Raw genomic sequence first — 25,312 nt, forward strand, 5'->3', positions numbered from 1 at the left:
CGCCCGGTAGCCGGGGGCGCGGAAGGTCCCGCCCTCAGTGGGCGGGACCGCTGCGCGACCGTGGTCGGGTCAGTCGTTGACGACGACCACGCGGCCGGTGGTCTTGCCGTCTGCTACTCGCTGTACGGCGGACGCCGCCCCGGCCAGGGGGACCCGTTCGCTGATGTAGGGCTTGACGCTGCCCTCGGTGGCGAGGCGGGTGAGGGTTTCGTGGGCCTGGAGGACTGCTTGGGGGTCCTTGGTGTTGTAGAGGCCCCAGTGCAGGCCGAGGATCGAGTAGTTCTTGACGAGGGCGTGGTTGAGGCCCGGGGTCGGGACCGTGCCGCTGGTGAAGCCGACGATGACGATGCGGCCCTCGAAGGCGATGCACTTGGTCGACCTGGTGTAGGCATCGCCGCCGACCGGGTCGTAGACGACGTTCGCACCGCGGCCGTTGGTGGCTTCCTTGACGACGGCCACGAAGTCCTCGCTGGAGCGGTCGACGACGAGGTCGGCGCCCAGGTCGCGGGCGACCTTCGCCTTGTCGGGGCCGCCGGTGACGCCGATGACGGTGGCGCCGGCGGCCTTGCCGAGCTGGATGGCGGCACTGCCGACGCCGCCGGCGGCGGCGTGCACCAGGAGGGTCTCGCCGGGCTGGAGGGCGGCGCGGCGGTGGAGTCCGAACAGGCCGGTCTGGTAGCCGATGTGCAGGGCGGCGGCCTCGGCGTCGTCGAGGGCGTCGGGGGCGGGCAGTACGGTCGCGGCGCTGATGACGGCGAGTTCCGCGAAGGCACCGTGCGGCAGGGATGCCGGGGAGATGATGCGGGCGCCGATGTCGAGGCCCGTCACGCCCTCGCCGAGGGCGAGGATCTCGCCGCAGAGCTCGACGCCGGGGGTGAACGGCAGCGGCGGGCGGATCTGGTACTGGCCGCGGCAGAGCAGGGCGTCGGGGAAGTTGATGTTCGCGGCGCGTACCCGCACCAGCACTTCACCGGGGCCGGGCTGCGGGTCCGGTACCTCGTCGAGGCGCATCGCCTCGCGCGGCTCCCCGTTCTCGTGCACGCGCCATGCCTTCACCAGGTACCTCCAGTTATCGGGGCTGCCGCACCGAGTGCAGCAGCATGTCTGCGAAGTCCTCGGCGACCGTGGTGGCGGACAGCGGGCCGTCCGCGCGGTACCAGGTGCCGAGGTGGTGCACCGAGCCGAAGAAGTAGTCGACGACGAGGTCGGGCCGCAGTTCGACGCGGAAGATCCCCTCGCGCTGGCCCTCCTCGATCAGGGCCCGGAACTTCTCGTGGTAGCGGCGGCGCTCGGCGCGTACCGCCTTCTGCTTCTCCGGGCTCAGCTGGTGCATCGACCGGAAGAAGATCTTGGTGTCGTCCAGGTTCTCGATGCTGGTGACGACGACGTCGGCGGCGGCCTCGGCCAGCCGGGTGGGTACGGGGGCGGCCTGGGCGGCGATGGAGTCGAGACGCTCGGTCTGCAGCCGCAGCACGCGGGCGTAGATCTCGTGCAGAAGATCGTCCTTGGAGCCGAAGTAGTGGTAGAGCGCGCCCTTCGTCACCCCGGCCGCCTCGACGATCTCCTGCACCGAGGTGCGGTCGTAGCCGCGCTCGGCGAAGAGGCGGGTGGCCTCGGCGAGCAGCCGCTCAGGGACCGCGGTTGCCTTGGTGGTCGTGCTGCGTGCCATGGCCTGCCCTTTCTCCGTACCGATGCGCCGGTCGAACATTCCGACCGGTATGGACCCTATCCGGCGCGGGCCTTCAGTTCGCGCCGGAGGATCTTGCCGCTCGTGGTCTTGGGCAGCTCCTCGAGGATCTCCACCTCGCGCGGGTACTTGTACGCGGCGAGCCGCTCCTTGCAGTACGCGATGAGATCCGCGGGTTCGGCCGGCCGGTCCGGCCGCAGGCTGACGTACGCCTTGACGCTCTCGCCCCGGTAGGCGTCGGGGATGCCGACGACGGCGGCCTCGCGGACGGCGGGGTGGGTGTAGAGCACGTCCTCGACCTCGCGCGGCCAGACCTTGAAGCCGGACGCGTTGATCATGTCCTTCTTACGGTCGACGACGTACAGCCAGCCGGCCTCGTCCATGAAGCCGATGTCGCCGGTGCGCAGTTCGCCGCCGGGCAGGGCCGCCGCCGACTCCTCGGGGCGGTTCCAGTAGCCGGGGACCACCATCGGGCCGCGGACGCCGATCTCGCCGTGCGTGCCGAACGGTACGTCCGCGCCGAGCTCGTCGAAGATCCGCACCACCGTGTCGGGACCCGGGACGCCGACGGACAGCGTGCCGGACTCCGGGTCGACGGGTGCCTCCTGGCCGGCCGGGACGCTCGCGCAGGGCGCGGTGCACTCGGTCAGCCCGTAGCCGTTGCGTATGTAGGGCCCGAACTTCTCGCGGAAGCCCTCGACGACGGCGGGCGGCAGCGGGGCGCCGCCGGAGTAGATGTAGTGGAACGACGCGAAGTGGTCCCGGGTGGCCTCCGGGCGGGCCATCAGCGCCATGAAGGCGGTGGCGGGGCCGACGGTGTAGGCGGGGCGGTACTCCTGGAACGCCTCCAGGACGACGCCCGCCTCGAAGCGGTTGGTGAGCGCCAGGGTGGCGCCGTTGGCGATGGCCGAGGAGAGCTGGGCGACCATCCCGGTGATGTGGAACAGCGGCGCCATCGCGAAGATCACCGAGCCGTCGGGCAGGGCGAGCATGCAGCGCTGCCGGTCGGCGTTGTAGGAGATGTTCCCGTGGGTGTTCATCGCGCCCTTGGGGGCGCCGGTGGTTCCGGAGGTGTAGCTGATCAGCGCGGTGCCGTGGCGCTCGGGGGCCGCGGTGGGCGGCGGTCCCGCGGCGGCGCGGGCCGCGGTGAGCAGGTCCTCGGCATCCGTGGCGGGGAACCGGTCGCCGGGCAGGACGCGGTGGTCGTCGCGCGTCTGCAGGTCCAGCTCGCTGGTGACGAGCGCGATCGAGACCTGCGAGCCGGCCACGGTCTCCCGGACGTAGCCGTCCCAGGCGCGGTCGGAGCAGACGATCGCCCGGACCCCGGCGTCGGCGAGGATGTGGGCGAGCTCATGCGTCTTGTACATCGGATTGACCGGCACGACCGTGCCGCCGGCCTTCCACGCGCCGAGCAGCGTGATCACGAACTGCGGGATGTTCTGCAGCATGACCGCGAGCCGGTCGCCGGGTGCGAAGCCGCGTTCCGCCAGATGGTTCGCCAGGCCGTCGGAGAGCTCGTCGACCTCGCGGTAGGACAGCCGTCCGTCGAAGTAGGCGAGGGCGGCGCGGTCCGGTACGCGGGCGACCGAGGCGCGGAAGGCGTGCAGCACGCTCGGCGGGGCGTCGGGCAGTGCACGCTGCTCCTCGGTGAAGTGCTGGAGCCACGGCTTGGCCGCGTACGAGATCACGTGCGGTCCCCGCCCTCGGAGCCCGTGATGTGCTCCAGTTTCTGCTGCAGGCGGTTCATTCCGTCGATCCAGTGCTCCGGGTCCGCGGCGCGGGCCGCGTAGTACCCGGCGACCTCGGGGTGCGGCAGGATCAGGAACTGCTCGGCGGCGATGCCCGCCATGACGGCGTCGGCGAGCTCCTCCGGCTCGATCGCGGTGGGCGCGAGCACCAACTCGCCCGCGGTGCCGGCGGCGCGCATCATGTCGGTCCGCACGCCCTGCGGGCAGACCGCGTGCACGCGGATGCCGCGGTGCCGGTAGGTGAGCGACAGCCACTCGGCGTAGGCGTAGGCGCCGTGCTTGGTGACCGAGTACGGCGCGGCGCCCACCATGGTGAGCAGCCCGGCGGCGGAGACGGTGGCGACGAAGCGGCCGCTGCCGCGTTCGAGCCATTCGGGCAGCAGCTCGCGGGCGGCCCGGACGTGGCTCATGACGTTGACGTCCCAGGAGCGTTCCCACTCCTCGTCGGTGGCGTCGGGGCCGCCGGTGCCGATACCGGCGTTGGCGCAGAAGACGTCGATCGTGCCGCCGAGCGCGTCGCGCGCCTTGCCGACGATGCCCGAGGCGTCGCCCGGTACGGCGATGCCGCCGATCTCGTCGGCGACGGCCTGCGCGGCTCCGGCGTTCAGGTCGTTGACCACGACCCGCGCGCCCTCGGCGGCGAATCTGCGGGCCAGCGCGGCACCGATGCCGCCACCTGCCCCGGTGACGACCACTCGGGCATCGCGCAGTGTTTCCACGACCACGATCGTGTCTCCTTCGACTCGACTGGCTACGGCTCCTCTCGCATACTAAGCGGTCGGTCAGGTCGACGGAAGAGCAAAATCGTCTGCGCGGGGTATGGCCGGTCTCCTCCCTGTTCGGGATGATGCGCGCACATGGCGCGGATCGAGGCCACGAGCGTGCGTGGCAGGCCGCGCCGGCTGGGGGGCACCTCCCAGCGGTGGCTGGGAGAGGGACTTCGGCGATACGACCGAGGGGGACCGCCGTGACAGCGATGAGTGTGCAGCCCTACTGGGAACTGACCTTCGACGCGGACGGGGACGTGGACACCCGGCAGCGTGATCAACTACTGGCGGGAGTGGCCGCTGAGGGAGTCACCGATCTGGTGATGTTCTCGCACGGCTGGAACAACGACCAGTCCATGGCGACCTGGCTCTACGACCGGTTCTTCGCGCCCTTCCCCGGGCTGCTCGGCACCGGCACGCGGATACGGCTCGGTTACGTCGGCGTGCTGTGGCCCGCCATGCGGTTCAGCGACGAGCCCATCCCGGACTTCACGCCCTCGCTGATCGCCCCCCTCCCAGCCACCGCGACCGTCCCGGCCGCCCCCGGCGGCCGGACGGAGCTCAGCGAGGAGACCTGCCGGGCCCTGACCGGCACGTTCCCCGGCCAGGACGCGACGGTGCGGCGACTGGCGGAGCTACTGCGGGAGTGTCCCGACTCCCCCGAGGCGTTAGGGGAGTTCGCGCGGCTGGTCCGCGACCTCGTGGCACTGCCGGCGGGCAGCCCCGCCGCCGCGTTCGCCGCGGACTCCGGCGACGGCGGGCCGCAGCCCGACCCGGCGATTCTCGCGGACGACCCGGTCGGGCTCTGCGCGGAGCTCACCGCGGCGCTCCAGGAGACCGGGGTCGATCTGGGGCCCGACGAACCCGGTGGACAGCAACTGTTCGGCGGGCTCGGGAAGAAGCTGTGGAACGGCGCTCACGAACTGCTCCGGCAGGCCACGTACTTCGCGATGAAGCGGCGGGCCGGTACGGTCGGGCAGCACGGTCTCGGCCCGGCGCTGGGCCGGCTGTCGCAGGCGGCGGGACCGGTACGGGTGCACCTGGTGGGGCACAGTTTCGGCGCCCGCCTGGTGTCGTTCGCGCTGCTCGGACTGCCCGCCGGGGCGCACAACGTCAAGTCCGTGACGCTGCTCCAGGGCGCGTTCTCGCACTACGCGTACGCGCGCCGGCTGCCCGGCGACGCGTCGCACTCGGGGGCGCTGCGCGACGCGGAGAACCGGGTGGACGGGCCCGTGGTGTCCTGCTTCTCCAGCCACGACACCGCGCTCGGGGTGATCTACCCGCTCGCGTCACGGCTGTCGCGCGACGACTCCTCGCTCATCGGGCTCGGCGACCGCTGGGGCGCGATGGGCCACGACGGCATCCAGGCCGTCGACGGCACCCGGCGGGCGACGATCGAGGACGCCCGGGCCGGCCGGTTCCCGGTGTCCGGGTGTGTGAGCGTGGACGTGTCGGCCGTGGTGTGCAGCGGCTCTCCGCCGGCGGGCGCGCACAGTGACATATGCCATGAGGAACTGGCGCGGGTGGTGCTCGCCGCGGGACGGATCTCGCACTGAGTCCCCGTCCCGCGGCGTGCACGTGCTTCCTGAACCGCGACCGGAACCGCTACCGGTGCGCGGGGAACTCCACGACCTGCTGGAACGTCGGCCGGTTCTGCCAGCTGATCTTGTCCTGGGTGATCCCGCCCAGCGGCCGCTGGATGATCGTGTCGGAGCACCACTGGTCGCCCGCCGAGCAGTTGGCGTCGGCCGGGTAGACGGTGGTCGCGGGCTTCGCGACCGCCTGCTTCAACGTGGCCAGCAGCACGTCACGGCAGGCGCCGAGGGTGCCGCCGCCGCAGAAGGCCTGCGGCGTCCAGCCCTGCACCGGGTCGCCGAGGACCGTCCGCAGGTCCTTGCCCGCGTAGCTCCACCAGCCGTACTGGAACGCGCTGCCCGCGTGCGCTCCGGTCGGCCCGTGGCCGGCGGACGGTGACTCGTCGATCGACAGGTTCGCGGTCAGCGCCGTGTACAGGCCGTCGCCGAGACCGGGCCGGAACGCGCCGTCGATCAGCAGCGGCCACCACGCGTCCATGGTGCGGACCGCGTCCGCGTTCGCGTACACGTGGGAGCCCGCGGAGGTCTCCTTGCGCTTGCTGCCCGCCGTGCCCCAGTCGGACAACTGCTGGACGGCGGTGGCCAGTTGCGGGTCGGTGACCGGTGCGCTGCGCAGCACGCGCAGCAGCTCCGGCAGGACGTCCTCACCGCGCAGGTCGGTCAGCGCGGCGTCGGCCATCGCCTTGGTGAGCGCGGACCGGGTCACCCCGCCCGCGGCGACGAGCTTCTTCACCCGGTCGTTCAGCAGGTCCCCGCGGTGCACGGGGCCGTTGCCGAAGCCGGCCGAGGTGAAGTCCTTGGCCTGCTTGTTGTTCCACGAGACGTAGTAGTCCTGGTCGACGGACTGCGGGTGCTGCGCGGGCGGGGTGTAGGTGGCGGTGTTCGACGCCGGGTCCCAGCCCTGCCACTCGTAGGCGGCCTCCGCCTTCACCGGGAACGAGGGGTCCACGCCGGCGGCGCGCACCGGATTCGTCCCGCTGTTGTAGTAGGCGGTCTGCCGCGAGTCCGCGTAGAACCAGTTGAAGGTGTAGTTGATGTGCTGGGTGGCCTGCTGGAACGTGGCCGCGTCATGGACGGAGCCGGGATCGTTCAGCATCTGGAAGCCGATGATCGAGTCGGCCTCGTGCCGGTACGAGCTGCGCAGCGTCGTGTACGCGACCGCCTTGCCGCCGACCGTCGCGCGGTACTCCACCGGCCCGTACGCCGTGCGGTAGACCTGCATCCGGTAGGAGCCCGCGGCGGTCGAGTCGGCGACGGTGGGCTTCCAGGAGTTGACGCGCTCCAGCTTCTCCATGGCCGTGCAGACACCGTGGTAGACGTAGTGCACGGCGTCCTGGCACAGCTCGACGGCGTAGGTGTCGGTGATGTCCTGGCCGGCCGAGGTGGCGCTCCAGGCGTAGTCCTGGCCGCGGCCGAGTTCCACGTACATCCCGAGCCCGGCGAACGAGGCGCCGCGCGCGCTGATCCCCGGGCCCTGGAGCTCCTGGAGCATCAGCAGCTGAGGTGCGAAGTAGCCGGTCTGCGGGCCGAACACGGCGAGCGGATGACCGCTGGCGGTGTGCGCGCCGCTGACCACCAGCGCGTTGGACATGCCCTTCTTGGTGGAGAACAGGTTCGCCGGCAGCGCCCCGTTGTCGAAGATGCCCTGCGCGTCCTTGAGCGGGCCTGCCTTGACCGGGGTCTTGGCGGCGGTCGCCGCGCCGCCCGTCCGGTCGTAGACCAGCGGCTCCGCGACGACCGTTCCGGGCACGGGCATCGCCGCGCCCTGCGGGTTCGCCGGCTTGCCCGCGTACGGGAAGCTGGATCCGTCGTGCACGGTGAGCATGGCCTCGGGGTCGTTGCGCTCCCGGAACGTCTCCCAGACCGTGGTGCCCTGGGTGACTCCGTACTTCTGCTGCGCGGCGAGCAGCGAGATCGCGCTCTCCACCTCACCGCCGCCGCCGGAGCCGAACAGCGCGCCGATGACCGAGCCGAGAGCGATCAGATCGGTGAGTTTGAATGGCTGGATTTCGCCGGCATTGGTGATCGCGTCGATCTGGCCGGTCAGCACGTACTCGCCGGGGAAGTAACGGCCGTTCTTGGACTGGGTGATGTAGGCGTTGATGCCGTTGACGTACGCCTGCGCGTCGGCCAGCGCCTGCTGCCCGCGTGCGCCGTTGCCCGCCGTGATCTGGTCGACCTGCGCCTGGAGGTCCGCCTCGGTGTACGGGGCGGCCCGCCAGAACTCCTGCTCCAGCTGCTGGTTGGCGGCCGCGCCGCCCGCGAAGGACGACAGCTGACCGCGTCCGACGTGCCGGAACAGGTCCATCAGCCACAGCCGGTCCTGCGCTGCCGCGTACCCCGCGCCGTACTCCGTTCCGTCGCGGGTGGTGCCCTTGATGTGCGGGACGCCGGTCTTCTTGTCGCGGGTGATGGTGACGTCGGCGCGCGGTGTCGTCACCGACGCGACCTGGCCGGACGGGACGCCGAAGGAGGCGTCGTTGAAGAAGTTGGTGATGGTGGCATCGGTGAGCGACGGATAGCCCGTGGCCAGGTTGGCGTACGGTCCGAGCTGGTCGGCGGCGTGCGCCGGCCGGGTGCCGAAGACCTTGTGGGCGAGGATGTCGGCGAGCGTCGCGTTGCCGTTCTCACCGGGCGGCAGGATGTCGCCGCACTGGCCCTGGCAGTAGTCGGTGGTGGGGTCCGCCGCCTGGGCCGCCTGCGGCAGCGGTACGACGAGGGTGACGCCGAGCGCGAGCAGCGCCGCGGCGGTCACCCGTCTGAACGTGCGGGTGACTGCCTTGCCCTTGCGGGTGCCTACCTTGCCGGTGCGTAGTCTGCCGTTGCGTTGTGGCATTCCTGCTCCTCCCGGAGGCCGATGCGCCGGAGGTTACCGCCGGTACGCTCACGCCGGAAGGTGAACATGCGTCACCTTTTTGTTCGGCTTTTCCGGCCGCCAACGGGTTTACCGACAAGCAACAGCCGTACCGGGAGGTAGGAGAGGACGTCCGCCGCTGGGAGGGCGGTTGGGACCGCCGTTGAGTACGCAGTCGGGACCGACGTTTCGACCGCGGTCGTGACCGACGTTTCGGACCACCGCTCAGAGGGCGTCCCACGGGGCGGAGTCGAAGAGCCCGATCACCCGCTTCACCAGATCCACATCCGTCGGCAGGATCAGCTCGTCCAGCCGGCCGACCGGAGCGATCCCCCGGGAGTTGCAGGCGAAGGCGCCGTCGAACGATGCCACGTCCGCCACCGTGACCCGCCGGTGCCGCCACGGCAGGCCCGCCGCGTCCATCTCCCGCTGGATGATCCGCATCGTGATGCCGTGCAGGGCGGGCGCGTCGGGCCAGACGACCGTGTCGCCGTCCGCGAAGCCGACGTTGGTGATCGAACCCTCGGCGATCACGCCGCCGGGTCCGACGAGCAGCGCCTCGTCGAACCCCGCGTCGTGCGCGGCGTTGCCGAAGTAGCCCTGGGCGAAGCCTCCGACGTGCTTCACCTGGGCCACGGGCCGCTGGTAGTCGACGGACATCAGGCTCTGCGGACCGCTCGGCGCGGGTCCCGGACCCCGGACCGTCACCATGAGGGAGACGTCGCCGGCCTCGTCGGGGCGGAAGACATTGACGCGCACCGACGCGTCGACGTCGTCACCCAGCGCGTGCCGGACCGCGTCCAGCACCCGCCCTCCGTCCAGGCCGGTACCGAACAGCTCCTGGGTGGCGCGGTCCAGCCGGTCGAGATGGAAGTCGAGACCGCGCACCGCGCGCCCTCTGACCTGCATGGCGGTGAAGTGGCCGTAGCTGCTGACCATGACGAAGCGCGCCAGGGTCTCGGCGGTGGCGGGGTGGCCGTCGAACTCGATACGGAAGGCAGGGGTACCAGTCATGCCGTTCACCCAATCACGTCGCCTCCGCCGGCCGGCTCCCACACCGACCCGTCGTGCGCGAAGAGCACCCGCCGCGGGTCCAACGCGCAGATCCGGTCCAGCCACGACGGGTAGGGCGGCAGCGGGTGCGCCACGCCGTCGAGCGCGGCACGCCGCGCCAGTTGGTCCGCCGCGAAGTGCGACGCGGCATCGCGCGCCTGCCCCGCGAGCACGACCGTGCCGTCGCCCTGCCGCACCACCAACGACTGGTGCCCGTCGGTGTGCCCGGGCGTCGGCACGACCAGGACCCCGGGCCAGATCTCGGCCTCCCCCGTCAACTCCTCGTAGACCGCGCCCGGGAAGTCCACGAGCTGACCGGCCGTGTACCCGCCCCGCCGGGCGGCCGCCAGCTCCTGCGCCTGCACCAGGACCGGCCTGCCCGCCAGCAGCGGGTTCCCCCCGATGTGGTCGAAGTGCAGATGGCAGTTGACCACCAGCGCGATGTCCCGCACCGCGACCCCGGCCGCCGCGAGCGCCTCCTCCAGCGGACGCCGCCTGGGCCGGTAATGCGCCTCCGTCTCCGGACCGGCGTCCCCGATCCCGGTGTCGAACAGGATCAGCCCCTCATCCCTGCGCACCAGATACCCGAGCACCGCCTCGACCCGCGGATACGCCTGACCGGCCTCCTCCGCAGGCCGGACGAAATAGCCGAGATCAAGCCGCCGCACCGCCGTGTCACCCTTCATCCGGCCATCCTCACGCCCGGCTCGTCCCGCGCCCCGCCGTTCCGCCGAGAGCTGACCGGCCGGTGCGCGGCCGGTTCCGGGCGGCGGCTTCGGGCGGGGCCTGGTCGCTACCGGCGGGTAGTGCGAGGATCGCGACGCACGGTGACGTGACGTCGAACAAGCAGAGGACGGGACAGCCATGGCGCAGCTGCACGATCTGACCGCGGTGGAGCAGGCGGAACAGGTACGAGGCGGATCCATTTCGCCGGTCGAGCTGACCGAGCACTATCTCGACCGCATCGAGCGGCTGAACGAGACCGTCGGTGCGTACATCACCGTGACCCCCGAGATCGCCCGCAAGCAGGCGGCCGACGCGGAGAGCGAGGCGGTGGCCGCGCGTCGCGAGGGGCGGGAGCTGCCGCCGCTGCACGGGGTTCCGGTGCCGGTGAAGGATCTCAACTTCGTGGCGGGGGTGCGCTGCACGCTCGGCTCGCGGGCGTACGCCGACCACGTTCCCGACATCGACGACCACGTGGTGACGAAGCTCCGCGAGGCGGGGACGATCCTGCTCGGCAAGACCAACACCCCCGAGTTCGGGCTGCCCTGTTACACCGAGAACCAGCTCGCGCCGCCCGCCCGCACCCCCTGGGACCTGGAGCTCTCCGCCGGCGGTTCCAGCGGGGGCGCCGCCGCGGCGGTCGCGTCCGGGCTGGCGCCGATCGCGCAGGGCAGTGACGGCGGCGGCTCGATCCGCATCCCGTCGTCGGTCTGCGGGCTGTTCGGCATCAAGCCGAGCCGGGGACGGATCAGCGGCGGTCCCGTGCAGCACGACGTGAGCGGTCTGAGCACGTCGGGGCCGATCGCCCGGAGCGTCGCGGACGCCGCCACGCTGCTCGACATCCTGGCCGGCCCGATGCCGGGCGCCCCGTACGCCGCGCCCTCGCTGCCGCCGGGCGCCAGCTTCGCCTCGTACGCCGGGGCCGAGCCCGGGCGGCTGCGGGTGGTGGCGCTGCCGACCCCGCCGGTGCCGGGCGTCGAGCTGCACCCGGACTGCCGGGCGGCGTACGACGCGGCGGCGGAGCTGCTGCGGGGCCTCGGCCACCAGGTGGACGAGATGGAACTGCCGGTGGACGACAGCATCCGCGACGCGTTCAGCAAGGCGTGGGGGGTGATGTCGACCGTCTACCCGGTCGCCCCGGAGCACGAGGAGCTGCTGATGCCGCTCACCCGGCATCTGCGTGAGCAGGGCGGCCGGGTGTCGGGGGCGGAGTTCGCGGCGGCGCTGTACGCGTTCCGCGCGCTGGGACAGCTGATCGCGGACGCGCTGCTGTCCTCGTACGACGTCATCCTGACCCCGACGCTGGCCCAGCCGCCCGCCCCGGTGGGCGGGCTGCGCAATGACGCCGACCCGGAGGCGGAGTTCGCCGGCCTGGCGGCCTTCACGCCGTTCACCCCGCTCTACAACGCCACCGGCCAGCCGGCGGTGAGCGTGCCGCTGCACTGGACGCCGGCCGGTCTGCCGATCGGCGTGATGTTCGGCGGCCGGTACGGGGACGAGGCCACCCTCATCGCGCTGTCGGCGCAGCTGGAGGCGGCCCGGCCGTGGGCGCACCGGCGGCCCTCGATGTGGTGAGCGGACCCGTCAGGCAACGCTGAACCCTCCTGTGTCCGCCGTCCGGGCGTTGACACGGCCGACGCACGGAACCATGCTGAGCAAGCGCTTAGTAACCCGTCGGACAGTTGGGCACAGGAGGCATCAGATGTCGCAGGCCAGGATCTTCGCTTCGCTGGACGATCTCCGGGCGGCGGTCGGCGAGCAGCTCGGTACGACCGGCTGGCTGGAGATCGACCAGAAGCGGATCGACCTGTTCGCGGAGGCCACCGGCGACCACCAGTGGATCCATGTCGACCCGGAGAAGGCCGCGCAGGGACCGTTCGGCACCACCATCGCGCACGGCTATCTGACGCTGTCGCTGATCCCGTCGCTCACGCCCGACCTCTTCCGGGTCGAGGGCGTGAAGATGGGCGTCAACTACGGCGTCAACAAGGTCCGCTTCCCGGCGCCCGTCCCGGTCGGTTCCCGGCTGCGGGCGACCGCGCAGATCGCGGAGGTCACCGAGGTCGGCGGCGGCGTCCAGCTCGTCACCAAGGTGACGATCGAGCGCGAGGGCGGGGACAAGCCGGTGTGCGTCGCGGAGACGGTTGCCCGCTTCTACCTCTGAGAGCCCTACGGCTGCCGCGGGCCGACCATGCGCCCGACGAGATCGGCGTAGAGCACGCCGACGTCGTCCGGCGTACGGCGTCCGTCGGGGTTGAACCAGCGGGCGACGTCGATGCACAGCGACAGGATGGCGAGCGCCGTACCGGCGACGTCCGGCACGTCGAACTCGCCGGTCCGTACGCCGTCCTCGATGATCGAGCGGACCGCGCGCTCGGACTTGCGGCGCAGAGCGACGATCTCGGTGTAGTGGTCCTCGGCGAGGGCGCCCAGCTCGTACTGCACGACGCGCGCGGTGGTGTGCCGCTCCGCGTGCCAGCTGACGAAGGCCCGGACGGCGACGGCGAGCCGCTCGCCCGGCGCGCCGGCGCCGTTGGCGGCCTCTTCGAGCAGCCCGACCGAGCGCAGATGGCCGACCCGGCTGATCTGGTAGAGCAGCTCTTCTTTGGTCTTGTAGTGGATGTAGAGCGCGGCGGGGCTCATCCCGGCGCGCCCGGCGATGTCGCGGGTCGTCGTCGCGTGATACCCGCGCTCGGCGAACGCCTCGACCGCGGCGATCACCAGCCGACGGGCCGCATCGGGGGTGACGTCGCTCCACGCGTCGGGCGTTCCTGCCTCCACATCCATGGCCGACACCCTACAGCCAAGGTGAGCAAGCGCTTAGATACCGGCCGGTCGGTCAATCGGACCGGGCTAGAAGGCGGAGACCCCGGTCAGGGCGCGCCCGATGAGCAGCTTGTGGATCTGACTGGTGCCCTCGTACAACGTCATGACGCGCGCGTCCCGCAGCAGCTTCCCCGCCGGGTACTCGTCGATGTACCCGTACCCGCCGAACACCTGCAGCGCGTTGTTGGCGGCGCGCACCGCGGCCTCGCTCGCGTAGAGCTTCGCCACCGAGGACTCGGTGGCGAAGGGCAGCCCGCGGTCGATGTGGTCGGCGACCCGCCAGGTGAGGAGCCGGGCGGCGTCCACGTCCACGGCGATGTCGGATATCAGCTCCTGCACCAGCTGGTGGTGAGCGATCGGCTTGCCGAACTGCTCGCGCTCCCCCGCGTACGCCACGGCCGCGTCCAGGCACGCCTGGGCGATCCCGACACAGCCCGCCGCGACCGACATCCGGCCCTTGGCCAGGGCGGACATCGCGACCGAGAAGCCCTTGCCCTCGGGCGCGATCATCGCGGAGGCCGGTACGCGGACACCGTCGAGCACCAGCTCGGCGGTGGCCTGGCCGCGCAGCCCGAGCTTCCCGTGGATCTCCGTGCGGGTCAGCCCAGGGGTGTCGGTGGGCACCAGGAAGGCACTGACGCCCTTGTGACCCGGCGCCGTCGCGGGGTCGCCGGTGCGCGCGAAGAGCAGCACGACATCGGCCCAGGTGCCGTTGGTGATGAACATCTTCGAGCCGGTGATGACGTACGAGTCCCCGTCGCGCACCGCCCGCGTCGTCAGGTTCGCGGCGTCCGAGCCGGTACCGGGCTCGGTCAGCCCGAAGCAGCCGACCGCCTCACCGGACGTGAGCCGCGGCAGCCACGCGCGCTTCTGCTCCTCGCTCCCCCAGTACGCGATCGACTTGGCGACCAGCCCCAACGACACCGAGACGATGCCGCGCACGGCGGAGTCGCCACGCCCCAGCTCCTCGGTGACGAGGCAGTACGCGAGATGATCACCGCCCGAGCCGCCGTACTCCTCGTCGATGGTGAGCCCGAGGAACCCGAGCGCGCCGAGCTTCTTGACGATCCCCCGGTCCACACTCTCGGCGCGGTCCCACTCCACCACGTGCGGCGTGATCTCGCGCTCCGTGAAGTCCCTGGCGAGCTGCCGGACGGCGGTCTGCTCCTGCGAGAGCGCAAGGTCCACGGGGGGCACCTCCCATAAATTAGCACCGCTAGTTTTCAGTACGCAGGCCCTACTATGCGTGGCATGGCCCGCCCTCGCAAGCCCCTCCTGAACCGCGAACTCATCGTCGCCGCGGCGCTCACGCTCGTGGACACGGAAGGCCTGCAGGCGCTCTCGACCCGGCGGCTCGCGGCCGTACTCGGGGTCAGCGGGCCGTCGCTCTACAACCACTTCAAGGTCAAGGACGACATCCTGGACGCGGTCGCCGACACGGTCGTCTCCCAGGTCGATCTGTCGATGTTCCAGGGCGGCCCCGACTGGCGGACAGCGCTCCTGGAATGGGGCCGCTCCTACCGCGCGGCCCTCACCGCCCACCCCAACATCGTGCCGTTCCTCGCCCAGGGCCCCGGCCGCCGGCCGGCCGGCCTCCGCATGGCCGACGCCGTCTTCGGCGGCATGGTCGACGCCGGCTGGCCCCCCGCCCACGCGACCCGCATCGGCGCGCTGATGCGGTACTTCGTGGCCGGCTCGGCGCTCGGCTCCTTCGCCCGCGGCTTCGTCGACGACGCGGGAGCGTACGACCCGGCCGACTACCCGCACCTGGGCAGCGCGCATCTGCTGGCGGAACATCAGCAGCAGGTCGACGAGGGGGCTTTCGACCAGGGCTTGCAGGCCCTGGTCGACGGACTCTCCATCCAGTTCAAGGACGGCGGTTACGATGCCCCGCATGTCTGATGACGTGCGGGTGGAGTACCGGAAGTACGACGGATCGTTGCACTGGAACATGGCCATGCGCCGACTGGGCGAGGACGAGCACGGCGTCTGGCTCGGGGCGCCCAAGGGAAGCGTCTCGCGGAAGGGCCACGGCCCGGAGATCGTGTTCGCCGACGCGTACGTGCTGCTGTTCCCCCGCGAAGCGTGGTGGACCGGCACCTTCAACGCGGCGCCCCGCCGCACCGAGATCTACTGCGACATCACCACGCCGCCGCAGTGGCTCTCCCCCACCGAGGTCACCATGATCGACCTGGATCTCGACGTCATCCGCAAGCGCGGCGAGCCGACACCGCTCCTGGTGGACGAGGACGAGTTCGCCGAGCATCAGGTGCGCTACGGATATCCGGCCGACGTCATCGAGCAGGCCGCCGGAGCGGCGCAATGGCTCATGCAGCAAGTAGGCGACGGAGCCGAGCCGTTCACCACGGCCTACCGCGGGTGGCTCGCCCAGGTCGAGTAGAGACGGCGCGGCAGTCGATTTCGAACCGCCGCCCCGCAGGACCCGGGCACCGCACCCACCACGCACCATCAGTCGAAAACCACCAAAGCCCGGCCACCCCGCCCAGCCGTCATAGCCTCGAACGCCGCCGGGATGCCGTCCAGGCCAATGCGTTCCGTCACCATCGCGCCCAGGTCGAGACGCCCCGCCCGAATGTGTTCCGCGAGCACCGGCAGGTCCCTGGCCGGGTCGCTGTTCCCGTACACGCAGCCGGACAAGGTACGGCCGAAGTAGAACAGTTCCAGCGCGGAGAACGTGACCTGCTGGTCCTGGCCGCCGATGCCGACGACCGTCGTCCGCCCGCCGCGGCGGGTCGCCGACCAGGCGGTCCGGATGGTGTCGGCGCGGCCGACACACTCGATCGCGACGTCCGTCCCGTACCCGCCCGTCAGCTTGCGGATCCGCTTCGCGGTGTCCGACGTGCCGGAGGAGTCGTCGGAGGCGAGCACGAACTCGGTGGCCCCCGCCGCCCTCGCCAGTTCCTCCTTCGCCGGCGAGACGTCGACGGCGATCACCGGCCCGGCGCCCGCGATGCGGGCGGACTGCAGCACGGACAGCCCGACGCCCCCGACCCCGAAGACCGCGACCGACTCCCCGGCGCGGACCCGCGCGGCGTGTCGGACGGCCCCGTAACCGGTGAGGACCGCGCAGCCGAGCAGGGCGGCGTCCGTGAGCGGGATCCCGTCCGGCAGCGGCAGGATCGCGTTCTCAGGGACGACCGTCTCCTCGGCGAAGACGGCGGTGCCCAGGCCCGGGTACAGCTCGCTGCCGTCGGCGGAGAGCTTCGCGTACGGGGCGGCGGCGGCGGCGCCGGCGTTGGCGCAGAGCCAGGGCTCGTCCAGGGCGCAGAAGTGGCAGGCCCCGCAGGAGGGCGCCCAGTTGAGGACGACGCGGTCGCCAGGAGCGACCGCCGTGACCCCCTCGCCCACCTCGATGACGGTCCCGGCACCCTCGTGCCCGAGGACGGCCGGGACGGGCTGGCGCAGGGTCCCGTTGGACAGCGACAGGTCGGAATGGCAGACCCCCGCGGCGGCGAGACGCACCCGGACCTGACCCGGGCCCGGTGCCGGGATCTCGATCTCGGTGACGATCAGGGGCTGGCTGACGGCGGGAAGGACGGCGGCGCGGACCACGGGGTTCCTCTCGGACTCTCTGCTGGGACTGCTCGGGTCACCCGGCTCTGACGGTGTTCGGGCAGCCGGAAGCACGGTACTCAATCACTGCGGATCACCGGACGGGGGCCGGACCCGGAACCGGCCCTCGGAACCGGACCTGAGCACCGGACCTGAGCACCGGACCTCAGAACTGCAGCGACTTCGTCTGCAGGTACTCCGCCAGCCCATGGGCACCGAGCTCCCGGCCGACACCCGACTGCTTGTACCCGCCGAACGGCGCCAGCGGGTTGAACCGGCCGCCGTTGATGTCGACCTGCCCGGTGTCCATCCGGCGGGCGAAGGCCACCGCTTCGGACTCCTCGGCCGCCCAGACCGCGCCCGCGAGACCGTAGACGGTGCCGTTGGCGATGCGCAGGGCGTCGTCCTCGTCCTGGTACTTCAGGATCGCGACGACCGGGCCGAAGATCTCCTCCTGGGCGATGGTCATGTCCGGGGTGACGTCGGCGAAGACGGTCGGCCGGATGTAGTAGCCGTCGCCGAAGCCCTCGGGGGCGTCGGGCCCGCCCGCGACGACCCTGGCGCCCTCCTCGATGCCGCGCCGGATGTAGCCGCGGACCCGGTCGCGCTGTTTGGCGTTGACGACCGGCCCGAGCCGGTCCCCCGGCACGTACTTGGCGGCGGCGGCCGTGGCGATCTCCACGGCCTCGTCGTACCGGTCGGCGTCGACGAGCATGCGCGTCCAGGCGCTGCAGGTCTGGCCGGAGTTGGCGAAGACATTGCCGAGCCCCACGTTGACCGCCTTGGCGAGGTCGGCGCTCGGCAGGATGACGTTGGCGGACTTGCCGCCGAGTTCGAGGGCGACGCGCTTGACGGCGGCGCCCGCGGTGGCGCCGATCTGCTTGCCGACGGCGGTGGAGCCGGTGAACGAGACGAGGTCCACGCCGTCGTGGGCGGCCAGCGCCTGTCCGGCGACCGGGCCGAGGCCGGTGACGAGGTTGAACACCCCGGCCGGGATGCCCGCCTCGTCGACGGCCTCGGCGAAGAGCTGCGCGGTGAGCGGGGTGTCCTCGGCGGGCTTGAGGACGATCGTGCAGCCGGCGGCGAGCGCGGGGGCGACCTTGGCGACGATCTGGTGCAGCGGGTAGTTCCAGGGCGTGATGGCGCCGACGACGCCCACCGGCTCCTGCAGGACGGTGGAGTTGCCGACCTTCTCCTCGAAGGCGTACGACGCGGCGAGCTGCGCGTACGAGCCGGCGACGGCGATCGGCAGGTCCGTGTGGACGGCGGCGGCGAAGCCGAGCGGGGCGCCGAGTTCGGCGCTGATCGTCCCGGCGATCTCCTCGCGGCGGGCGGCCAGCCGGTCGCGCAGCGCGCCGATGAGGGCGGCGCGGTCGGCGGGGGCGGTCGCGGCCCACGCGGGGAGCGCGGCGCGCGCGGCCCGTACGGCGGCGTCGACGTCCTGCGAGGTGCCGGCCGGCACGGATCCGATGACCTGCTCGTCCGCCGGATTGACCACCTCGATCGACTCGTGCCCGGCGGCGGGGCGCCAGGCCCCGTCGATGTACATGCCGTCGTGAGCCTTCACGTCGTCGTCCTCCCGGTAGGGGGCGGGTCTGCCTGACCCACCCAAACTAGCGCCGTTAGTTTTCGCACGCCAGAGGCCCTTCCGTGCTCTGGCTCACGTGCGGACCCACGCCCGCGCGCCGCCCTGACAGGACGGATCGGGCGACCGCCCACGCCCGCCGGACGGAGATCAGTCACCGCCCGGGAGACCCGGGAGACCCGGGAGACCCGGCAGCGCCGAGACCTGCACCGGGAAGCCGTTGAGGACGGCCGTGCCGGAGAGCGGGTCGAGGCGGCTGCCGTCCAGGAGTTGGTTGACGTTGACCCCGGGGTGCAGCCCTGCCGTGGCGAGCCGGGTGCCGCCGCGGTCGTGGCCCCAGCCGTGCGGCAGGCTGACCACGCCCGGGCGTACGGCGTCGGTGACCTCGACCGGTGCCTCGATCTCGCCGCCGTCGCCCTTCACCAGGGCGGTCCCCCCGTCCGCGAGCCCGAACCGGGCCGCGTCCTCGGGGTGGACCTGCAGGGTGCACAGGTTGGTGCCGCCGGAGAGCGCCGGCAGGTTGTGCATCCAGCTGTTGTTGGAGCGCAGGTGGCGGCGGCCGATGAGGACGGGCCCCGAGGCCCGTTCGGTCAGGGAGCGCAGCAGCCGCGGCACGTCGGCGGCGATCGGCGCCGGGGCGAGTTCGATCCGGCCCGACGGGGTGCGGAGCACCTCGGGGATGCGGGGGGCGAGCGGACCGAGGTCGATGCCGTGCGGCTGGGCGAGGACCTTGTCGAGGGTGAGGCCGTACGGGCCGAGGCGGAGCATGAGGTCGAGCCGCCGCTCATATCCGGTCCGGCCGCCGAGCCGGGCCGCCAGCTCGGCCGGGTCGCCGCCGTGCAGCGGCGAGAGCGGGTCGGCGGTCGCGCGGGCGAGCAGCCGGACGATGGCCTGTTCGTCCACGGCGGCGGGGTCCGCGTCCGGCCCGGCGCCGGACAGGATCTGGACCAGCCGGGCGTAGATCTCGGGCTCGCCGGGGCGGCCGTCCTCCAGTTCCACGACCGGGCGGCTGTACCGCACGGTGTTGCGGACGGCGAGCGTGGAGAAGGCGAAGTCGTAGTGCGCGCTCTGCGTCGGCCGCGGCGGCGGCAGGACGACGTGGGCGTGCCGGGAGGTCTCGTTGAGGTACGGGTCGACGCTGACCATGAAGTCCAGCCCGGCCAGCGCCCGGTCGAGGCGGTGGCCGTCGGGCGCCGAGAGCACCGGGTTGGCGGCGAGGGCGATGACGGCCCGGACGCGGCCTTCGCCGGGGGTGTCGATCTCCTCGGCGAGGGCGGTGCTGGGGAGTTCGCTCTTCACCTCGGGGTGGCCGGAGACCCGGCTGTGCCAGCGGCCGACGGTGAAGCCCTTGCCGGGCGCGGCGGGCCGGGGTGCCCGTGCGGTCGGGGAGAGCGGGAACATGGCGCCGCCGGGCCGGTCGAGGTTGCCGGTCAGCACGTTGAGCACGTCCACGAGCCAACTGCACAGGGTGCCGAACTCGACGGCGGTGCTGCCGAGCCGCCCGTAGACGGCGGCGCTGGGCGCGGCGGCCAGTTCGCGGGCGAGGGCGCGGATCTCGGCGGCCGGCACCTCGCACACGCCCTCGACGGCCTCCGGGGTGAAGGCGGCGGCGAGCGCGCGTACCTCCTCCACGCCGGTCACCTGGTCCGTGAGCGCGCCGAGATCGGTGAGGCCCTCGGCGAACAGCACCTGCACGACGGCGAAGAGCAGCGCGGCGTCGGTGCCCGGCCGCAGCGAGACGTGCCGGTCGGCGACCTCCGCGGTGCGGGTGCGCTTGGGGTCGATCACGGTGATCCGTCCGCCGCGCCGACGCAGCGCTTTCAGCTTGCCGGGGAAGTCGGCGGCGGTGGACAGACTGCCGTTGGAGACCAGCGGGTTCGCACCGATGATCAGCAGATGATCGGTACGGTCCAGGTCGGGAACCGGGATCGCGTTCGGGTCGCCGAAGAGATAGCCGCACGCGACGTGCTTGGGCATCTGGTCCAGGGTGCTGGCGGAGAAGATGTTGCGGCTGCGCAGCGCGCCGACGATCTGCGCGGGGTAGAGGCCGCCCGCGACGGTGTGGACGTTGGGGTTGCCGAGGACGACGCCGACGGCGTCGGGCCCGTGCGCGGCGGTGACCGCGCCGAGCCCGGCGGCGACGGCGGCGAACGCCTCGGCCCAGCCGGTCTCGACGAGCCGGCCGTCCTGGCGTACGAGGGGGCGGCTCAGCCGGTCGGGGTCGGCGTCGAGGGCGCCGAAGGTCGCACCCTTGGGGCAGATGAAGCCGGCGCTGAACACGTCGTCGCGGTCGCCGCGGGCGCTCGTGACCGTGTCACCGTCAAGGGTGAGTGTCAGACCGCAGGTGGCCTCGCACAGCGGGCAGATACGCAGGGCGGTACGGGTCATCGGGCTCTCCTGGGACGACGGCAGCGCACGTACAGGCGAGCATACCGACCGGTATGCATGTGGGAACCCCCAGGACGGCCCCAATCGGGGCGAGGGCTCGACGAACCGGCCTGCCGTCCAAGAGAGGCGGCCTACCGTGCGAGATAAGCGCGCAGCATGCGTTTAGTCTCGGCGATCACGGCCGGATCCCCCGCCGGATCGGTACGGAAGGCCAGCTGGAGCAGGGCGTCGGCGGCCTCCACGCTGATCACGAAGGTGAGCCGGGCGTACGCGTCCGCCGGGTCGAGGCCCAGCCGCCCGGCGAGCAGTTCCAGCAGCCGGTCGGCGACGTGGCGATTGGGCTCGGATTCGCCGGGGATGCCGAAGTCGACGAGCTCGAAGCCGGGGGTGACGCCCTTCATCGCGATGTACTCGTCGACGACCACCCCGACGGCGACATCGAGCGACAGCGGCCCGGCACCGGCGCCCGCCCCGGGCGCCGCCCCGCCTCCCGGTTCCGCGAGGCGGGCCGTGACGCGGTCCAGGTACCGGTCGAGATTGCGCTGCGCCAGGGCGTCGGCCATCGCGCGCTTGTTGGAGAAGAACCGGTAGACGGAGCCGATGGGGACGCCGGCGCGTACGGCGACCGCGCGGGTGCTGAGGCTCTCGTACCCGGCCTCGTCCAGCAGCTGGGCGCAGGCGTCGAGGATGCGGCTGAGGCGTTCGGTGCTGCGCTGCTGCACCGGGGTTCGGCGGAGCCCTTGGCCGGTCACGGCACACCCTCCTTTTCCGGCCACCCTAGCGGCGGCGGGGTCCAAGGTCATTGACGGTTCGCCGGTCCCATTCCTATGGTCGACCATAGGAATGGGACAACGGCACCGGGAGCGCACGATGGGCAACACGCACGACACGGACCTCACGTACTCCCCCGGTTTTGGGAACGAGCACGTCAGCGAGGCGGTGCCCGGAGCACTGCCGATCGGCCGGAACTCTCCGCAGCGCGCCCCGCTCGGCCTGTACGCGGAGCAGCTCAGCGGCACCGCGTTCACCGAGCCCCGGCACCAGAACCGCCGCAGCTGGCTGTACCGGATCCGCCCCTCGGCCGCGCATCCGCCGTTCCGCCGGGTCGACAACGGCGCGCTGCGCAGCGCGCCCTTCCTCGACGTGGAACCGGACCCCAACCGGCTGCGCTGGAGCGCGCCCGCGCTGCCGGACGTCCCCACGGACTTCGTCCAGGGCCTGGTCTCCGTCGGCGGCAACGGTGACGTGCTGCGCCGCGAGGGCATCGGCATCCACTGGTACGCGGCCAACACGTCGATGGCGGACCGGGTCTTCTCGTCCTCCGACGGCGAGTTCCTGATCGTGCCCGAGCACGGCACCCTGCTGCTCCGCACCGAGCTGGGCCTGCTCCAGGCCGGCCCCGGCGAGGTGGCCTTGATCCCGCGTGGGATGCGCTTCCGGGTGGAACTGCTGGACCCGACGGCCCGCGGCTATGTCTGTGAGAACTACGGGCAGGCGTTCCGGCTCCCCGACCTCGGCCCGATCGGGGCGAACGGGCTGGCCAACGCACGGGACTTCCTGGCGCCCGTGGCCGCCTTCGAGGACCGTGAGGAACCGGTCGAGGTGATCAACAAGTTCGGCGGCAACCTCTGGGCCGCGACCTACGACCACTCGCCGCTCGATGTCGTCGGCTGGCACGGCAACCTGGTCCCGTACGTCTACGACCTGCGGCGCTTCAACGTCCTGGGGTCGCTGAGCTACGACCACCCGGACCCGTCGATCTTCACCGTGCTGACCGCCCCCTCCGACACCCCCGGGCTGGCCAACGCCGACTTCGTGGTCTTCGCACCGCGCTGGCTGGTCGGCGAGGACACCTTCCGCCCGCCGTACTTCCACCGCAATGTCATGAGCGAGTTCATGGGCCTGATCGAGGGCGCGTACGACGCGAAGGCCGAGGGATTCGTCCCGGGCGGCGCCTCGCTGCACAACATGATGTCGGCGCACGGCCCGGACCGCGCCACCTTCGACAAGGCCAGCGCCGCCGAGCTGAAGCCGCAGAAGGTCGACGACGGGCTGGCGTTCATGTTCGAGACCCGCTGGCCCGTCGTACCGACCAGCGGCGCGCTCGCCGCCGATCACCGGCAGGAGGGTTACGACGAGGTGTGGCAGGGCCTTGAGCGGCACTTCCCCACCTCATGACCGCCTTCGCCCCGGACTCGATCGTCCTCAACCGCAAACTGCCGCTGTGGTACCAGGTCTCGCAGTCGCTGCGCGCCTCGATACTGGGCCGCCGGCCGGACGCCCCGCTGCGGCTGCCGACCGAGGACGACCTGGCCGGCCACTACGGCGTGAGCGTGCTGACGATGCGGCAGGCCCTCAAGGAGCTGGAGACGGAGGGGCTGATCAGCCGGCACCGGCGGCGCGGCACCTTCATCGAGCCGACCGCGCTGCGCGGCGCGCCGGTCCGGCTGCTGGGCTCGGTCGACGCGATCGTGGCCCAGCAGTCGGGTGAGCACACCGCGGTGCTCGGGCACGGGACCGCGCCGGTGCCGTCCTGGGCCGCCGAGCACTTCCCCGATCTGGCGGAGGCGGCCTTCTTCCGGCGGCTGCGCTGCGAGGAGAGCGGCGAGCCGACCAACTGGGCGGAGAACTCCGTCCGTCCGGAACTCGCCGAGCGCATCGATCTGGCCGATCTCGAACGGTGGCCGATGACGAAGGTCCTGCGGGACGCGCTCGGCGTGCGGATCAGCCGCATCACCGACACGGTGGAGGCCCGGCTGGCGGACCCGGAGACGGCGCGGCTGCTCCAGGTCCCGCTGCTCAGCCCGATCCTGCACTACACCGGGGTGACGTACGACGATTCGGGCCGCGCGGTGGACGTGGTGCGGATCCACTACCGGGGGGACCGGTTCTCGTTCACCGTGACGATGGAGGCGCGCTGACACCGGGCGCCCGTCGCTTTGCTGTCGGTGGCAATCCGCACAGGTCGCGCTTCCCGGGTGGCGGTGCGGCCGCGAGCGCGGCTCAGTACGATGCCGACGGTGGGAAGCGCATCCGCGAATCCAGGCGCTGGGGAGGCCCGTGACGTGACGCCGCCACGAGCTGCCGGCTCCAACTCCGGGGCGGGCCATGGCGCTCCCGTGCTCGCCGATCTGATGCCGTGGTCCGTGCCGCCGCTGCTGTACGGGCGGTCCTGGGCGGTGGCGCCCGACGCGAAGGCGCTGCGGGCCCGCTGGGACGCGCTGCTGGCGGCGCCGGACGACGCGGAACGCGAGCGGCTGCTGCGTCCGAGCCGGGCCCGCGGACTGCACACCCCGGCGCCCCAGCTCGCGGTCCCGGGACGGGACGGGCCGCCTGCGGCCACCACCCGGCTCGCCCGCGAGAGCGGGCCGTGCCCTGATCCGGTCCGCGTCCTGCACGGCGCCTTCGACCTGCAGTGGCTGATCCCCGACCACCGGCTCATCGACGCCGCCCGCCCGGAGCTGTGGCGGGTCGCCGACGAGCGGCAGATCTTCGCCGTGGAGCAGGCCCGGCTCCCGAACGTCCCCGGTCCCGCACTGGCGTTCGGCGCCGTGCTGCCCGACGGCCGGTCCCCCGCTGGGAAACCGGGCCGGATCCGGCCGCTGTACCGGCGGCCCGGCGGGCAGGACCCGAACTTCGCGCCCGGCCTGACCGAACTGCTCGGTGAGCTCCTCGGTCTGCCGGTGGGCGCCGAGGACCTCCTCGCCTGGATCACCGTCGCGAGTCTGCCCGCCCGGGACCAGCGGGACGGTGTCGTGGTGCCGCTCACCCGCGACCCGGAACTCTGGCTCGCGGCCGTCGAGCTGGGCCGTACGTCGATCTGGCTGCACACCCGGGGCGAGCGCTGCGCGGATCCCGCCGTGGGCCGGCCCGCCGGCCATCCCCGGCTGCCCGGCGGCCGGCGCCCGTACGTGCGCGCGCCGCTTCCCCCCGCGCCACGGGCCGGGGAGCTGGAGTACGACCCGGAGGAGGAGGCGCTGCGGATCGGGGACGGGCTGGTCTCACCGGTGCCGGCCGCCGCCTGGGAGTTCCACGCGGGCGGGGTGCGGGTGCTGGAGGCCTGGTACGAGCGGCGGACGGCCGTCGCGGCCCCGGGGACGCTGGAGGCGCTCCGCCCCGCGCGCTGGACCCGGGAGACGACCACGGAGCTGCTCGAACTCGTCACCGTGCTCACGCTGCTGGCCGCGCTCCGTCCGGAGCGGCGGAAGCTGGCGGAGCGGCTGGCGGCGGAACCGGGGTCGCGGCGGGCGCGCGCGGCGGGGATCTCCGCCGACGCGCTGCGCCTCGCGGGGGTGCTGCCCGCTCCCGCGGGAGCACGGCGCCCCGCCTCGGTGCTGGACCATCACGAGGAAGGGCCGGACGGTCAGTTCGCGTTGCTGTGAACCGTGGGCCGAGGCGCACAGGTCGGCTCGCACAGTGGCACGTTCGGACGGCGCGGGTGGTCGCCACAGGTGTCCGAACGCACGCGGACGCGCGTAGAGCTCCTGCCGTTCACGGCGAGCACACCGCAACG

At 72.3% G+C, this 25,312-nt stretch carries 21 protein-coding genes; 8 read left to right on the forward strand and 13 right to left on the reverse strand.

From position 1 onward, the window contains the following. Window positions 1–69: 69 nt before the first annotated feature. From C8250_RS12425 to C8250_RS12440, 4 genes are read right to left on the reverse strand one after another with little or no spacing between them, the layout of a single operon-like run. Window positions 70–1,056, reverse strand: a complete 987-nt coding sequence (locus C8250_RS12425; protein ID WP_138353294.1) for an NADPH:quinone oxidoreductase family protein — start codon at window positions 1,054–1,056, stop codon at window positions 70–72. A 13-nt stretch (window positions 1,057–1,069) separates the two neighbouring features. After that, window positions 1,070–1,669 (reverse strand): TetR/AcrR family transcriptional regulator, encoded by a 600-nt coding sequence (locus tag C8250_RS12430; RefSeq protein WP_138353295.1) that lies wholly within the window; start codon window positions 1,667–1,669, stop codon window positions 1,070–1,072. A 56-nt stretch (window positions 1,670–1,725) separates the two neighbouring features. Then, the gene (locus C8250_RS12435) at window positions 1,726–3,375 is read right to left on the reverse strand and encodes an AMP-binding protein (protein ID WP_138353296.1); all 1,650 of its coding nucleotides are present in this window, start codon (window positions 3,373–3,375) and stop codon (window positions 1,726–1,728) included. Continuing rightward, window positions 3,372–4,154, reverse strand: a complete 783-nt coding sequence (locus C8250_RS12440; protein WP_138353375.1) for an SDR family oxidoreductase — start codon at window positions 4,152–4,154, stop codon at window positions 3,372–3,374. Before C8250_RS12440 ends, C8250_RS12435 begins: the two co-directional genes overlap by 4 nt. A 257-nt stretch (window positions 4,155–4,411) precedes the next feature. On the opposite strand from C8250_RS12440, the gene C8250_RS12445 reads away from it, so the two are divergent. Continuing rightward, the gene (locus C8250_RS12445; protein WP_138353376.1) at window positions 4,412–5,758 is read left to right on the forward strand and encodes an alpha/beta hydrolase; all 1,347 of its coding nucleotides are present in this window, start codon (window positions 4,412–4,414) and stop codon (window positions 5,756–5,758) included. A gap of 49 nt (window positions 5,759–5,807) precedes the next feature. Here the strand turns inward: C8250_RS12445 and C8250_RS12450 are convergent, their stop codons facing one another. The 3 genes from C8250_RS12450 to C8250_RS12460 form a co-directional block, all read right to left on the reverse strand. Continuing rightward, window positions 5,808–8,633: a penicillin acylase family protein gene (locus C8250_RS12450; protein WP_138353297.1), complete on the reverse strand. Its 2,826-nt coding sequence runs from the start codon at window positions 8,631–8,633 to the stop codon at window positions 5,808–5,810. A gap of 243 nt (window positions 8,634–8,876) precedes the next feature. Further along, complete coding sequence (locus tag C8250_RS12455; RefSeq protein ID WP_138353298.1) at window positions 8,877–9,665, reverse strand: aminotransferase class IV; 789 nt, start codon at window positions 9,663–9,665, stop codon at window positions 8,877–8,879. 5 nt (window positions 9,666–9,670) lie between these two features. Continuing rightward, entirely contained in the window at window positions 9,671–10,390 is a 720-nt protein-coding gene (locus tag C8250_RS12460; protein ID WP_138353299.1) for an N-acyl homoserine lactonase family protein, read from the reverse strand. Window positions 10,391–10,568: 178 nt separating this feature from the next. On the opposite strand from C8250_RS12460, the gene C8250_RS12465 reads away from it, so the two are divergent. Together C8250_RS12465 and C8250_RS12470 are read left to right on the forward strand one after the other, a co-directional pair. Then, window positions 10,569–12,002, forward strand: a complete 1,434-nt coding sequence (locus tag C8250_RS12465) for an amidase (RefSeq protein WP_138353300.1) — start codon at window positions 10,569–10,571, stop codon at window positions 12,000–12,002. A 127-nt stretch (window positions 12,003–12,129) separates the two neighbouring features. Beyond that, a complete protein-coding gene (locus C8250_RS12470; protein ID WP_138353301.1) occupies window positions 12,130–12,591 on the forward strand; it encodes a MaoC family dehydratase in 462 nt (153 codons plus the stop codon). Window positions 12,592–12,596: 5 nt separating this feature from the next. Here the strand turns inward: C8250_RS12470 and C8250_RS12475 are convergent, their stop codons facing one another. Continuing rightward, window positions 12,597–13,214, reverse strand: coding sequence for a TetR/AcrR family transcriptional regulator (locus C8250_RS12475; RefSeq protein ID WP_138353302.1), 618 nt, complete (start codon window positions 13,212–13,214; stop codon window positions 12,597–12,599). Window positions 13,215–13,280: 66 nt separating this feature from the next. Then, window positions 13,281–14,441 carry an acyl-CoA dehydrogenase family protein gene (locus tag C8250_RS12480; RefSeq protein ID WP_138353303.1) on the reverse strand — a complete coding sequence of 387 codons (1,161 nt, stop codon included), beginning with the start codon at window positions 14,439–14,441 and terminating at the stop codon, window positions 13,281–13,283. Window positions 14,442–14,504: 63 nt separating this feature from the next. Between C8250_RS12480 and C8250_RS12485 the strand changes: the two genes are divergently transcribed. Beyond that, the gene (locus tag C8250_RS12485; RefSeq protein WP_138353304.1) at window positions 14,505–15,155 is read left to right on the forward strand and encodes a TetR/AcrR family transcriptional regulator C-terminal domain-containing protein; all 651 of its coding nucleotides are present in this window, start codon (window positions 14,505–14,507) and stop codon (window positions 15,153–15,155) included. Further along, entirely contained in the window at window positions 15,148–15,654 is a 507-nt protein-coding gene (locus tag C8250_RS12490) for a DUF402 domain-containing protein (protein WP_198358251.1), read from the forward strand. Before C8250_RS12485 ends, C8250_RS12490 begins: the two co-directional genes overlap by 8 nt. A gap of 68 nt (window positions 15,655–15,722) precedes the next feature. Here C8250_RS12490 and C8250_RS12495 read toward each other — a convergent pair whose 3' ends face one another. From C8250_RS12495 to C8250_RS12510, 4 genes are all read right to left on the reverse strand, one after another. After that, the gene (locus C8250_RS12495) at window positions 15,723–16,826 is read right to left on the reverse strand and encodes a Zn-dependent alcohol dehydrogenase (protein ID WP_138353306.1); all 1,104 of its coding nucleotides are present in this window, start codon (window positions 16,824–16,826) and stop codon (window positions 15,723–15,725) included. Window positions 16,827–16,992: 166 nt separating this feature from the next. Next, entirely contained in the window at window positions 16,993–18,393 is a 1,401-nt protein-coding gene (locus C8250_RS12500; RefSeq protein ID WP_138353307.1) for an aldehyde dehydrogenase family protein, read from the reverse strand. Between the two features lie 168 nt (window positions 18,394–18,561). After that, window positions 18,562–20,799: a molybdopterin-dependent oxidoreductase gene (locus tag C8250_RS12505; RefSeq protein ID WP_138353308.1), complete on the reverse strand. Its 2,238-nt coding sequence runs from the start codon at window positions 20,797–20,799 to the stop codon at window positions 18,562–18,564. Between the two features lie 131 nt (window positions 20,800–20,930). Then, window positions 20,931–21,551: a TetR/AcrR family transcriptional regulator gene (locus C8250_RS12510; RefSeq protein ID WP_244809108.1), complete on the reverse strand. Its 621-nt coding sequence runs from the start codon at window positions 21,549–21,551 to the stop codon at window positions 20,931–20,933. Window positions 21,552–21,669: 118 nt separating this feature from the next. On the opposite strand from C8250_RS12510, the gene hmgA reads away from it, so the two are divergent. The 3 genes from hmgA (at window position 21,670) to C8250_RS12525 (ending at window position 25,181) form a co-directional block, all read left to right on the forward strand. Beyond that, complete coding sequence (gene hmgA / locus C8250_RS12515) at window positions 21,670–22,977, forward strand: homogentisate 1,2-dioxygenase (protein WP_138353310.1); 1,308 nt, start codon at window positions 21,670–21,672, stop codon at window positions 22,975–22,977. After that, complete coding sequence (locus C8250_RS12520; RefSeq protein WP_138353311.1) at window positions 22,974–23,720, forward strand: GntR family transcriptional regulator; 747 nt, start codon at window positions 22,974–22,976, stop codon at window positions 23,718–23,720. The genes hmgA and C8250_RS12520 overlap by 4 nt, the downstream gene beginning before the upstream one ends. Window positions 23,721–23,933: 213 nt before the next feature. Next, window positions 23,934–25,181, forward strand: coding sequence for a type ISP restriction/modification enzyme (locus C8250_RS12525; protein ID WP_232485624.1), 1,248 nt, complete (start codon window positions 23,934–23,936; stop codon window positions 25,179–25,181). Window positions 25,182–25,312 lie beyond the last annotated feature (131 nt).

The sequence above is a fragment of the Streptomyces sp. So13.3 genome, assembly GCF_005860785.2.
In the GTDB taxonomy this organism is placed as follows: Bacteria; Actinomycetota; Actinomycetes; order Streptomycetales; family Streptomycetaceae; genus Actinacidiphila; species Actinacidiphila fildesensis.

Bases quoted from the DNA above. Each gene is read 5' to 3' on its own strand.
- hmgA (WP_138353310.1), top strand. From the start codon at position 21,670: ATGGGCAACACGCACGACACGGACCTCACGTACTCCCCCGGTTTTGGG.
- C8250_RS12450 (WP_138353297.1), bottom strand. From the start codon at position 8,633: ATGCCACAACGCAACGGCAGACTACGCACCGGCAAGGTAGGCACCCGC.
- C8250_RS12490 (WP_198358251.1), top strand. From the start codon at position 15,148: ATGTCTGATGACGTGCGGGTGGAGTACCGGAAGTACGACGGATCGTTG.
- C8250_RS12460 (WP_138353299.1), bottom strand. From the start codon at position 10,390: ATGAAGGGTGACACGGCGGTGCGGCGGCTTGATCTCGGCTATTTCGTC.
- C8250_RS12445 (WP_138353376.1), top strand. From the start codon at position 4,412: ATGAGTGTGCAGCCCTACTGGGAACTGACCTTCGACGCGGACGGGGAC.
- C8250_RS12485 (WP_138353304.1), top strand. From the start codon at position 14,505: ATGGCCCGCCCTCGCAAGCCCCTCCTGAACCGCGAACTCATCGTCGCC.
- C8250_RS12455 (WP_138353298.1), bottom strand. From the start codon at position 9,665: ATGACTGGTACCCCTGCCTTCCGTATCGAGTTCGACGGCCACCCCGCC.
- C8250_RS12505 (WP_138353308.1), bottom strand. From the start codon at position 20,799: ATGACCCGTACCGCCCTGCGTATCTGCCCGCTGTGCGAGGCCACCTGC.
- C8250_RS12525 (WP_232485624.1), top strand. From the start codon at position 23,934: ATGCCGTGGTCCGTGCCGCCGCTGCTGTACGGGCGGTCCTGGGCGGTG.
- C8250_RS12475 (WP_138353302.1), bottom strand. From the start codon at position 13,214: ATGGATGTGGAGGCAGGAACGCCCGACGCGTGGAGCGACGTCACCCCC.
- C8250_RS12520 (WP_138353311.1), top strand. From the start codon at position 22,974: ATGACCGCCTTCGCCCCGGACTCGATCGTCCTCAACCGCAAACTGCCG.
- C8250_RS12470 (WP_138353301.1), top strand. From the start codon at position 12,130: ATGTCGCAGGCCAGGATCTTCGCTTCGCTGGACGATCTCCGGGCGGCG.
- C8250_RS12430 (WP_138353295.1), bottom strand. From the start codon at position 1,669: ATGGCACGCAGCACGACCACCAAGGCAACCGCGGTCCCTGAGCGGCTG.
- C8250_RS12465 (WP_138353300.1), top strand. From the start codon at position 10,569: ATGGCGCAGCTGCACGATCTGACCGCGGTGGAGCAGGCGGAACAGGTA.